The sequence below is a fragment of the Embleya sp. NPDC050493 genome (assembly GCF_044458105.1).
Lineage (GTDB): Bacteria > Actinomycetota > Actinomycetes > Streptomycetales > Streptomycetaceae > Embleya.
On the sequence record NZ_JBITHP010000028.1, the window covers coordinates 21,003 to 33,489 of the forward strand.

Sequence of the window (12,487 nt, forward strand, 5' to 3'; positions counted from 1 at the left end):
TGAGGCCATGAACCTCGGTTGGCGGAGCCATCGGCTTCCCGTCCTTCTCAGGCCCGACATCTCCTTACCGGACATCGCGGTCCGGACCCTGGCGGAAGTCGCCCGACGGCTGGGCCGGGATCTGGTCCTCACCACGACCGCGATCGACCCGACGGCTGTCGCCGTCCACACGCACGACGCGCCGGACGGCGCCGCCGGGCCCACCGTGCACGTACGGATCGACCCTGCCGGTCGACTGTCGGTCGACCTCCGATGCCCTCCCGGCGATGTGTGGGAGCGGGCCGCGGCGGCGGTCGCCGAGATGCACACCGAACTGCTGGGCGCGGCGCTGGCCGATCCGAACCTGGACCTCGGTGAGGCCGCCGCGCTGTCGCCGGACACCGAGTCGGCGGTATTCGGCCCGCTCGCGGGAACACGGGTGGACCACGGTCCCTACCGCAGCGTCCCGGAACGGATCCTGGCCGTCTCCCGTTCTCTTCCGGACGCCGTGGCGGTGTATGCCGCCGATGGAACGCTCACCTACCGGCAGTTCGTCGCACACGCCACCGCGCTGGCCGCCCGGATCCGCGCCGCGGCACCGAAAGCCGACGGTCTGCTGCCCGTTCTCGTCGCGGACGGCCTCTCCCTGCCGGTCTCGTGGGCCGCCGCGATGATCGCCGGGATCGGCTACGTACCGATCGACCCCCGCTGGCCCGCACCGCGGATCGCGCACACCCTCGATCTCCTGGACGCCCCCGTGGTGCTGTGCACCGACCCGGCCGCCGTCCCCGGCGCCCATCGCGACCGGGCGATCCGCGTCGAACTCGGCGATCCCGAAGGGCACATCACGTCGGACGACCCGCCCGGCCCGGCGCCGGACGACGTCGTCTACGGGGTGTACACCTCCGGCACGACCGGAACGCCGCTGTGCGCGGTGAACCTGCACGGCGGCCTGGCGAACCGGCTGGCATTCATGAACCGCTGGTTCGGCCCCCCGCCGGACCGTGAGGTGGTGCTGCAGAACACTCGGCACACCTTCGATTCGGCTTTCTGGCAGCTGTTTTGGCCGCTGACCACCGGTGGCGCGACCGTGGTGCCCACCGCCGGCGAACTTCTCGACCTTCAGCACACCATCGACCTCATCGACACCCACGCCGTGACCGTCACCGACTTCGTGCCGGCGGTACTGGGCGCGCTGCTGACCCTGTTGGAACGACGACCGGCGACGGTCGAGCGGCTGCGATCGTTGCGCCATCTCGTGGTGGGTGGCGAGCAGATCAATCCGCAGGACGTGCAGACCCTGCGGAAGTTGCTGCCGGGGCTGCGCGTCAGCAACGCGTACGGGCCCTCGGAGGCCTCCATCGGCATGATCTTCCACGAGGTGACGGCCGAGGACGGCGACGACATCCCGCTGGGACGGCCGATCGACAACTGCGTCGCCGTCGTCGTCGATGTCGACGGGCGGCCGCTGCCGCCCGGAGCGACCGGGGAGATCGTCATCGGCGGCGCCTGTGTGGGCGCCGGCTACCACGGCGAGCCGCACCGCACCGCCAAGCGTTTCTTCGCTTCGCCGTCGTTCGACCGGATGTACCGCACCGGCGACCTCGGGCACCTCGACGCCGAGGGGCGCTTCCACTTCGCAGGACGCGTCGACCACCAGATCAAGATCGGCGGGGTACGCATCGAGCCGGGCGAGATCGAGAGCGTGTCCCTGGCCTGCACGGGAGTTCGGCAGGCCGTCGCACTGGTCGCCGGGCCCGCCGAGAGCCGTGAGCTGTTGCTCGTGATCACCGGAACGGCGAGCGAGGAGGCGGTGCTCGCACATCTGCGGGCCGGGCTGCCTCGTGCCGGCATCCCGCGACGCGTCGTGGTCGTCGCGGAGATGCCGCTGACCGAGGCGGGAAAGATCGACCGGCGGCGGCTGGCCCTCCGGGTCGAGCGGCCCGACGCGCCGCTCTCCGCCAACGGCGCCGATCCGGTGCTGAGCATTCTCCGAACCGCCTTGCGGCGCCCGGACTTCGCGGCCGACGACGACTTCTTCACCGCGGGAGGAAACTCGCTGCAGGCGGTTGCGGCCGTGGTCGAGCTGAGCGACCGGTTCGGGACGGAGATCGGGGTCCGGGACATGGTCGATCATCCGACGGCGAACGGTCTGCGCGGGCTGATCGCACGGCGCGGGCGCGAGCGTTTACCGTCCTCGGCCGACCTGGTCGCCGCCGACCTCGCCGACCTCTCCGACCTCTCCGACTTCGTGGCGATGCCGGCACCCCGTCACGAGCGGCGAAGCCGGGCACCACGCACGGTGCTGCTCACCGGCGCGACGGGGTTCGTCGGTACTCGGCTGCTCCACGAACTCCTCGAACAGACCGACCTGACGGTGCTTTGTCTGACCCGCGGCGGCAACGATTCCCATGCGCGGCAACGTCTCCTGCAAGCCCTGTGCGCGCAGGGACTGGACCACACCGGGTACGCCGAGCGGATCACCGCGGTCGCCGGGGATCTGGCCCGACCCGGCTTCGGGCTGACGGCCGGCCACCGGCGCTCGCTCGCCGAGCGGTGCGACCTGATCGTGCACGGCGGCGCCCTGGTCAACCTCCTGTACGACTACCGCATGCACCGCGAGCCGAACGTGCTGGGCACGGCGGAGATGATCCGCCTCGCCCGGGAGGCCGGCGGCATCCCCCTGCACTACATCTCGACACTCGGCGTCCTGCACGACCACGCGCTGGCCGAGCGCCACCCGGTACCCGAGGACGTGGACATCACCGCTGTGACCCCACCGTCGAGCGGCTACAGCCTGTCGAAGTGGGTGGCCGAGCGGCTGGTACACGCCGCCGTCGACCTGCCCGTGACGGTGCTGCGCCTGGGTGAGGTCATGCCCGCCGTCGATACCCCCGCCGTACCCAACCCGACCGCGCTCACCCATCTGCTGCTCACCGCCTTCGAACGGTTGGGATCGGTGCCCCGCGCGGCGATCCGGTCGGACTACAGCCCGGTCGACACGATCGCACGGGCCGTCGCCGAAGCGATCCGCAATCCGGCGATGTGGGGGCGCACCGCACACCTCTTCAACCCCGGCAGCGTGCGCTTCGACGAACTGGCCGGTACCCGCGCGGAGCGGGTTTCCTGCTCGGGTTTCCTGGCCCGGCTGCGCACCGCCGCGGCGGCCGGGGACGCCGAACTGGGCATGCTGCTCGCGATCGTCGAGCACCGCGCCGCCGGCCGCGGCGACGACGAGGCGGACCTTCGCGAAGTGCTCGAAAACCTTCTGCAGGACAACCCCGCCCTGTTCACCACATCGCACACCCGCCCGAAGGAGCCTGTCGGTGCATGACGAGGAACGACCGATGGTCGGTAACGGGCAAGAGCCGCCGATGCGCCGGCGCACCATGGGACGGCTCGGCTGGGAGGTCGGCGAGATCGGCTACGGCATGTGGGGAATCGGCGGCGGTCCGGGCGGATTCACCGGATGGAACCACGACATCGCCCCGGACGCGCTCGACCTCGCCGTGGACATGGGATGTACGTTCTTCGACACGGCCTGGGTCTACGGGCGCGGCAAGTCCGAGACCCTGCTGGGCGAACTGCGTGAGCGCCGGCCCGACTCCGGGATACGGCTGGCCACCAAGATTCCCCCGCTCAACCGCGAATGGCCCCCGCGCCCGCAGGACACCCTCGAGGACGTCTTCCCCCTCGATCACATCCTCGACTACACGCGTCGCAGCCTGGACAACCTCGGCGTCGACCGGATCGACCTGCTGCAATTCCACGTCTGGGAGGATCGCTGGGCCGCGGACCCCGCTTGGCAGAAGGCCGTCACCCTGCTCAAGGAGCGGGAGTTGATCGACGGATTCGGCATCAGCGTCAACCGCTGGGAACCGACGAACTGCTTCGCCGCGCTCGATACCGGGCTGGTCGACGCGATCCAGGTCATCCACAACATCTTCGACCAGGCCCCCGAGGACGAGCTGTTCCCCCGCGCGATCGAGGAAGGCATCGCGATCATCGCCAGGGTCCCCTTCGACGAGGGTTCCCTGACCGGAAACCTGAGTGCCGACACCGTGTTCCCACCCGAGGACTGGCGAGCCGTCTACTTCGGACCGGAGAACCTGCCACCCACGGTCGAACGCGTCGACGCGCTCCGCGCCCTCGTCCCCGCCGGCCGAACCCTGCCGGAACTGGCGCTGCGTTTCATACTGCACCACCCCGCCGTCTCCGTGGTCATCCCCGGCATGCGCCGCCCCGAGCACGTGCGCGCGAACCTGCGCGTGTCCGAATCGGCGCCGATTCCGCCGGACCTGCTCGAAGCCCTGCGCGCCCACCGCTGGGACCGGCGGCCGACGCACTGGTCGATGTGAGAACCGAGGAGACCCGGGTGACCCGAACCCACGACATGTCGCCCTCCACGGTCGACGGCGACGTCTGGTCGTCCCTGGCCGCGCAGGCCGTGCGGACACCGTGCGCGCCGGCACTGGCCGACGCGCACGGCGAACTGGACTACGCGACCCTGTTCGACCTGGTCGCCGACATGGCCGACCGACTGGCCGACGCAGGCGTTCGACCGGGCGATCTCGTCGGAATCCGGCTACCGCGCGGCCGGGACGCCATCGTGGCCATCCTCGCGGTCCTGCGCGCCGGAGCCGGGTACGTACCGCTCGACCCGGTCTATCCGGCTGCCCGCCTGGACCTGATGGTCGAGGAGACCCGGCCTCGCGCGCTGATCACGACCGACGGTGTGCTGGCGCTGGACGAGAGCGTGCGCCGGCGCGATCCCGCCTACGTCATCTTCACCTCCGGTTCGACGGGCCGGCCGAAGGGCGTCCTGGTCGGCCGTCGGCAACTACGCGATTTCACCGAGGCCTTCGCGGACCGGTTCGCCTTCGCGGAAGGCGACCGGATCCTGCAATTCGCCTCGCTGAGCTTCGACACCAGCGTCGAGGAAATCTTCTGTCCGCTGCTCCGGGGCGCCACGCTGGTCCTGCGCGACGACGACATGATCAGCAGGCCGGACCTGTTCCTCGAACGCTGCGAGGCATTCGGGATCACCGTCCTGGACCTGCCGACCGCGTACTGGCACCAGTTGGTCGCGGCCCTGGACCGGGGCGAGACCGTGCTCCCGGCCGCCGTGCGGTGCGTGATCATCGGTGGCGAGACCGCGCGCCCCGACGCGGTACGCCGCTGGCAGGCCGCGGTGGGCCGCGCCACCCGGCTGTTCAATACGTACGGCCCCACCGAGACCACCGTTGGCGCCACGGTCGCGGACGTGACCGAGTGGTCCGGGGACGTGGTCCCGATCGGCCTCCCGCACCCGGGCGTGACCTGCCGGATCGGCGACGACGGCGAGCTGCTGATCGGCGGCATCGGCGTGGCCGACGGCTATCTGAACCGCCCCGAGCTGACCGCCGAGCGGTTCGTCACGACACCCGGACGGGGCCGCGAATACCGCACCGGCGACCGCGTCCGCCGGTCCGCCGACGGGCAGTTCGAGTTCCTGGGACGGCTCGACGACCAGGTGAAGATCCGGGGCCACCGGGTCGAACCGGCGGAGGTCGAGGCGACGCTCCGCACGCTCGAGGGCATCACCGACGCCGTGGTCCTGGTCGACGAGCGGACCGGCCGCGCCAAGCTGATCGGCCACGTCGTCACCGCGGCCACGACCGACCTCACGACGGTACGCGGCGCCCTCGCCGCCCTGCTGCCCGCCCACCTCGTCCCCGCCGCCCTGATCGCGCACCCACGGTTCCCCCTGAACCCGCAGGGAAAGATCGACAAGGCGGCCCTCGCCGCGAAGCCGGCGCAGCAGCCCGTTCCGGATGTCGCCCGCACGACGGCCGAACGAAGCGCGGCCACGCTGATCCGGGAGATTCTCGGCGTCCCCGTCACGAACGCGGCCGACGATTTCCTCACCCTCGGCGGCGATTCCCTGGACGCCGTACGCCTGATCGCCGCCCTGCGGCAGCGGCACGGCGCGGAGCTGACCCTCACCCGGTGGTACGCGGATCCCACCGTCGCCGCGCTCGCCGGGCTGATCGACCGCGCGAGGGGGGCGGCGGCCGCGCCGGCCGGACCTCCCACCGCCACGCTCGCCGAGGGTGTCCCGCACAAGCTGAGCCCGATGCAGCGCGACTACTGGATCGCCGAGCAACTCTGCGCCGATCTGCCGGTGTACACCCTGGGAATCAGGTACCGCTGGGCAGAACCGGTCGATGTCGCGGCGTTGACCGCGGCGCTGGCGGAACTGGCCCGCAGGCACCCGCTGTTGCGAGCGCGCTTCCCCGACGACGGCACCGAGCCGAGCATGGTCGTCGCGCCTGCGGCAAGGATCCCGCTGACGCTGGGCGAGCCGGATCGCGCGGGCATCGACTTCCGGCACGGCCCGGTCGCACACGCCTTCCTGAAGGGCGACACCCTCGTCGTGATCGTGCATCACCTCGCCTTCGACGGCTGGTCGGCGGGTGTACTGGAGCAGGAGCTCGCCGCCCTGTACCGGGCCGTGCGCGAAGGTGGCGACCCGACCGCCGTCCCCGCTCTGCCGCCGGCCGCCCCCGTCCCCGACCTCGCCGCCCGCAGTGCCGATGCCAGGGGCGACGCGGCACTCGTCTCGTATTGGCGGGAACGATTCGACGGCGCCGATCTCGATCTGGAACTGCCCACCGACCGGCCTCGCCCGGCCACCCCCTCGTACGCCGCCGCCCGGATCAGCCGTCCGCTGGATCCCGACCTGTCGGACCGACTGCGTTCCTATGCCGGCGACCGGCGGGCAAGCCTTTTCATGGTGGTCCTGGCCGGACTCCAGGTCGTCCTGCACCGGTACACCGGGCGCACCGACGTCACCGTGCTCGCACCGGTTGCCGGGCGGTCCACCGTGGAGTCGGCCTCGTTGATCGGCCCCGCGTTGAACGTGCTGCCGCTGCGCGGCGATGTGTCCGGCGATCCCTCGTTCGCCGAACTCGTGGCGCGGGTGCGGGACACCGTCCTGGGCGACCTCGACCACGGGCGGCTCGCGCTGCCCGATCTGGTGGACGCCCTGGCGCGGCCCGGTGGTACCAAGCGCCTGAGCCCGGTCATGCTGACCGTGCACAACACCCCGACGTCCGACGACCCGATCCTGCGCTACGCCGGCGAACTGGCGCCGGCCGCGACCATGGTCGACCTCGCGATCGGCCTCGACTTCCCCGCCGATGGCGCGGTGCTGAACGCCGACTACGCCGTCGAACTCTTCGACGGGGCACGCGTCGAGGCGTTCCTCGACCACCTGCTGACCCTGCTCGACGCGGCGACCGGCGGGGCCGACGCCACCGCGGCGACCGGCGGCACGAGCACGCCGATCGCCCTGCTGCCGATGCTCACCGACGGCGAGCGCCGCCGCATCGTGGACGACTGGAACGACATCGTCGCCCCGATACCGGATGCCGTCGCCGTACACCAGCTGTTCGAACGCCACGCCGCGGCCACGCCCGACGCGCCCGCGCTCACCGTCGGCGGCGACACCCTCGGCTACGGGGAGCTGAATCACCGGGCCGACCGGCTCGCCCGAAGGCTGCGCCGAGAGGGAGTCCGGCCGGGCCATCGGGTGGCGATCAACCTGGATCGCGGCCTCGAACTGTTCACCGCGATGTGGGCGGTGCTCAAATCGGGCGGCGCCTACGTGCCGCTGGATCCGGCCTACCCCCGCGACCGGCTGGACTACATGCTGGCCGACAGCAAGCCGACGATCGTGATCGACCGGGACTACCTCGCCGAGGAACTCCCCGACGAACTTCCCGAGGACGACGGCGATCTGCCCCTGTGCACTTCGGCCGACGACCCGGCGTATGTCACCTACACCTCCGGATCCACCAGCAGGCCCAAGGGAGTCGTCGTCACGCACGGCAACCTCGTCCACGCCGCCGGCATGTGGCGGCAGGCGTATGGGCTGCGGCCGGAGTGGACCTACCTGCAGGCGGCCGGCTTCTCCTTCGACATGTTCGTGGGCGAAACGCTCCGGGCACATCTCAGCGGCGGTCGTCTGGTGGTCGCCCCGCGCGAGACGCTGCTCGACCCCGCCGATCTCCACGCGCTGATGAAGACCGAGAATGTCGACTGCACCGAACTCGTGCCCGCGGTACTGCGCGCGCTCCTCGACCACACCCAAAGCAGCGGGTCGGACCTGTCGTTCGTCCGCCTGCTGATCGGCGGCGGCGAGAAGTGGCACGTCGGGGAATACAAGTTGGCGCAACGCCTGGTCGGCCCGGACAACCGCGTCGTCAATTCGTACGGTGTCACCGAGGCCACCGTCGACAACGTGCTCTTCGAAGGTTCGGTCGAACATCTCGCCGACGACGCGCCGTTGCCGATCGGACGGCCCTTCCCGAACAACCGGGTCTACATCCTCGACGCGCACCGCCGGCCGGTTCCCGCAGGCGTGGTCGGCGAGCTGTATCTGGGCGGGCTGGGCGTCGCATCCGGCTATCACGACCGGCCCGAGCTGACCGCCGAGCGGTTCGTGTGCGATCCGTTCGTCACCGCATCCGGCGCCCGGATGTACCGCACCGGCGACTCGGCCCGGTTCCACCCCGACGGCACCGTCGACTTCCTCGGCAGGCTCGACGACCAGGTCAAGATCAACGGGTACCGGATCGAACTCGGCGAGATCGAGGCCCGTCTCGCCATGTCGGAGCGGGTGGCGGCGTGCGCCGTGGCCGCGCACGGGTCGCCCGGCGGCATCAGTCGGCTCATCGGCTACGTGGTGACCCGCGACGGGGCGGATGCCGACGAGGCCGCCTACCGCGAGATGCTCGCCGCGGGTCTGCCCGCGCACATGGTTCCCACCCGTATCCTCACGCTGCCCGCGCTCCCGTTGACGCCGAACGGAAAACTGGACCGGCGCGCGCTGCCCGCCCCGGCCGGAACCGGGCCGGCATCCGCCTCGACACCCGCTCGGACCGACGCCGAGAGGCGGATCGCGGCGATCTGGGCGGAGGTGCTCGGGATCCCCGAACCCGGCATCGACGACAACTTCTTCGCCCTCGGCGGCGACTCGTTCTCGGCGCTCAGGGTCGTCCGTCGCATCGAACCGGCCCCCAGGCTGGTCGAGTTCTACCAGTACGCCACCATCCGTCGACTGGCCGCACATCTCGACGCGCGGTCGGAGGCCGGTCCCGCCGATCAGCGGCTGCTGCAACGGCTCACCGCCGCCGACGCCGACCCGGCGACCGGCGGGCACACCGTCGTCGCGGTGCCCTACTCCGGTGGCAGCGCCGTCGCCTATCAGCCGCTCGCCGACGCGCTTCCGGCGAACTGGGCGCTGCGGGCGGTGGAGTTGCCGGGCCACGACCGGTCCAGGCCGGACGAGGACCCGGAGCCGATCGCCGTCGTCTCCGACCGCATCGTCGACGAAATGCGAACGATCGCCGGCCCCGTCCTGCTCTACGGGCATTGTCTCGGCGTCGCGCTCACCGTGGAAGTGGCACGGCGCGCCGAGGCCGCGGGCGTGCCGCTGGTCGGGGTCGCGCTCGGGGCGGGATTCCCGACCGCCCGGCTGCCCGGACGGTTCTTCGACTGGATCTACCGGCACGTGCCGGTGGACCGCTTCACCTCCGACCGCGAATACCTGGCCTACCTCCGCGCACGCGGCGGTTTCACCGATCTGGACGACGACGAGCAGGAGGCGTTCGTACTCCGCAACGTCCGGCACGACGCCCGCGACGCCGAGGAGTACTTCACCGCCGCGTACCGGCAGACGTACGCCCCGCTGAAGGTTCCGGTGCTCACGGTCGTCGGCGCCCGCGACCGGGTCACCGAGCACTATCAGGAACGCCACCAGGAATGGCGGCACTTCACCGAAGGCGACTTGGGCCTCGTCGTGCTGCCGCGCGCGGGGCACTTCTTCCTCAAGAGCCACGCCGAGCCGCTCGCGGAGGCGTTGGTGGCCGAGGTCGTCTCCCGCGCCCCGCAGTCGCCGACTTCGCCGACCGCGGCGACCGTGGCGACTGCGGCGACCGTGGCGACTGCGGCGACCGCTCCGCCGCCCGCACGGCCGCCCGCCGAGGTACGCGGCCCGGCGCCGGGGACGGCACCGGATCTGCGCAGGTTCGCGGTGGTCGCGTTGGGCCAACTCCTGTCGATGATGGGCAGCGGGCTGAGCACACTGGTACTGAGCATCTGGGTGCTCGACCGCACCGGCTCGCTCACCTCCTTCGCGGTGGTGAGCGCGATCGCACTGCTGCCCGGCATCCTGGTGGGGCCGGTCGCCGGTGCCGTCGCCGACCGGTGGGACCGCCGCAGGGTGATGCTGGCGAGCGACACCACGGCCGGACTCTCGATGGCGGCCCTGGTCGTCCTCATGCAAAGCGACGGCCTGCATCTGTGGCACGTCTATCTGGTCGTGTCGGTGACGTCGGTGGCCGGAGCGTTCCAGCGGCCGGCCTACCTCGCGGCGGTCGCGCAGCTCGTGCCCAAGCGCTATCTCGGCCACGCCGCCGGAATAGGGCAACTCGGTGTCGGCGTCGGACTGGTGTTCTCACCGATGCTCGGCGCCGCGCTGATCGACCCGATCGGCATCGGCGGCGTGCTCCTCGTCGACACCGGCACCTTCGCGATCGGGGCACTCACGCTGCTTCTCGTGCGCTTCCCGAACCTGCTGTTCCGCGTGCGTGAGGAAACCTTCGGCGCGGAGATCCGCAACGGCTGGCGCTACATCACCCGCCGACCGGGCCTGCGCGCCGCGCTCCGCTTCTTTGTCGTCGACCACGTCTTCTACACCCTGGGCTTCGCCGTCATCACACCGATGTTGCTGGCGGAGCAGTCGGCCCCGGTGCTGGGTCTGGCGCTGGGTGCCGGTGGCGTCGGCGGGATCTTCGGCAGCGTCCTGATGGGCCTGTGGGGCGGTACCGCCCGGCGCAGTCACGGCATGCTCGTCTCGATGGGCATCGGCAGTTTCGCAATGATCCTGGTCGGCATCTCCACCGTCCCGGTCCTGATCATCGTCGGGATGTTCCTCGTGGGGTTCGGCGAATCCCTTGCCGAAGGCCATTGGATCGCGATCGTGCAGAGCAAGGTCGGGTTCGAACTGCAAGGCCGCGTCCTGTCCCTGTTCATCACCTTGATGATGCTGACGATGCCGCTGGGCTACCTCGTGGTCGGGCCCCTGGCCGAGCGTTTCGTCCAGCCACTGCTCGCATCCGAAGGCCCGGGACGCGGCCTCGCCCTGCTGATCGTCCTCAGCGGACTGCTGCAACTGGCCTGGTCCGTCCGCGGCTGGTTCGACGCCCGGCTGAGGCTGATCGAGGACGAACTGCCCGACGCCATCCCGCCCGCCGAGATCGGCACGCGCGACGATCTGCAGCGCGAAGCCGACGAACTGCTCTCCGCTCGCACCCGGTGAAGGAAGACACCTCCGTGTTGCCTCCGATTTCAGTCGCGCCCACCGATCCGTACCTGACCCCCTTGATCGTCGCGGACGGCCTCGTGCCGGGCGTCCGCGTCTTCCTCAAGGACGAGACCCGTTACGCGTCCGGCAGTCACAAGGAACCCGCCGCCCGCGCGGTCGTGGCCCGCGCCGTCGCCGAAGGCCACGACCGGATCGTGGTGGGATCGTGCGGCAGCTACGGACGGGCGATGGCGACGGCGTGCGCGGCGGCAGGTCTGCGGTGCACCGTGGTGCTGCCCGCCGAATGGGGCGACGGCGGCGCCGCCGCCGCGACCGCCGGGGCCGACATCCGTCTCGTGCACGGCGGTTACGAGGACGCCGTCGACGAATCCCATCGCCTGGCCCACACGTCGGGGGCTCTGGACGGCAATGTCGACGGCCCCTGCAAGGACGCCGTCATGGAGGGCCACGGACATGTCGTCGACGCCCTGCACCGGGAACTGGGCGGCGCCCCGGCCGCTCTCTGGATCCCGGTCGGCAACGGCACGACGATCGTCGCCGCCCACCGCCGAGCCCGCCTGCCGGCCTGGCCGCTGACCATCCACGCCGTCGGCTCCCCCGGCAACAACCCGATCGTGACGAGCTGGCCGGGGCCCTACCGCACGCTGCCCAGCCAGGACGTCGTCACGACGGAGCACAACGAGCCCCTGGTCAACTGGCACGCCCTGCACGGCCCCGAGGCCCTGGCCGCGATAGCCGACTCGGGCGGCGCGGCGCACGCCGCGGACGACGACGCACTGCTCGCCGCCCAGGCCCTGCTGGGACAGTACGGAGTTCACCCCACCGCGGCGGGCTCGGCCGCGCTCGCCGGCCTGCTGGCGCACGCCGAGACCACTGCGATCGGCGGGAACCAGATCGTCCTGCTGACCGGCCGCTGAGCCCCCGCAAAACTCCGGAGGGGGGGGGGGGGGGGGGGGGGGGGGGGGGGGGCGGCGGGGGGGGGGGGGGGGCGGGGGGGGGCGGGGGGGGGGGGGGGGGGGGGGGGGGGGGGGGGGGGGGGGGCCGGCGCGCGTGTGCGGACGTCGGTGGGGCCGGCGGGCGTCCGGCGGACCGGTACGGGTATCCGTCGCGCCCGCCCGGGGTGTCCGCCGGAGCTAC

General features: G+C 71.6%; 4 protein-coding genes. All 4 read left to right on the plus strand.

From position 1 onward, the window contains the following. Positions 1-7: 7 nt before the first annotated feature. From ACIBM5_RS37300 to ACIBM5_RS37315, 4 genes are read left to right on the plus strand one after another with little or no spacing between them, the layout of a single operon-like run. Positions 8-3,313, plus strand: coding sequence for an amino acid adenylation domain-containing protein (locus ACIBM5_RS37300; RefSeq protein ID WP_396011159.1), 3,306 nt, complete (start codon positions 8-10; stop codon positions 3,311-3,313). Beyond that, the gene (locus tag ACIBM5_RS37305) at positions 3,306-4,337 is read left to right on the plus strand and encodes an aldo/keto reductase (protein ID WP_396011160.1); all 1,032 of its coding nucleotides are present in this window, start codon (positions 3,306-3,308) and stop codon (positions 4,335-4,337) included. The genes ACIBM5_RS37300 and ACIBM5_RS37305 overlap by 8 nt, the downstream gene beginning before the upstream one ends. A gap of 17 nt (positions 4,338-4,354) precedes the next feature. Next, positions 4,355-11,344, plus strand: coding sequence for an amino acid adenylation domain-containing protein (locus tag ACIBM5_RS37310; RefSeq protein ID WP_396011161.1), 6,990 nt, complete (start codon positions 4,355-4,357; stop codon positions 11,342-11,344). Positions 11,345-11,358: 14 nt separating this feature from the next. Further along, positions 11,359-12,267, plus strand: a complete 909-nt coding sequence (locus tag ACIBM5_RS37315) for a pyridoxal-phosphate dependent enzyme (RefSeq protein ID WP_396011162.1) — start codon at positions 11,359-11,361, stop codon at positions 12,265-12,267. Positions 12,268-12,487 lie beyond the last annotated feature (220 nt).

Coding starts and splice junctions, on each gene's coding strand:
- ACIBM5_RS37300 (WP_396011159.1), top strand. CDS start 8: ATGAACCTCGGTTGGCGGAGCCATCGGCTTCCCGTCCTTCTCAGGCCC.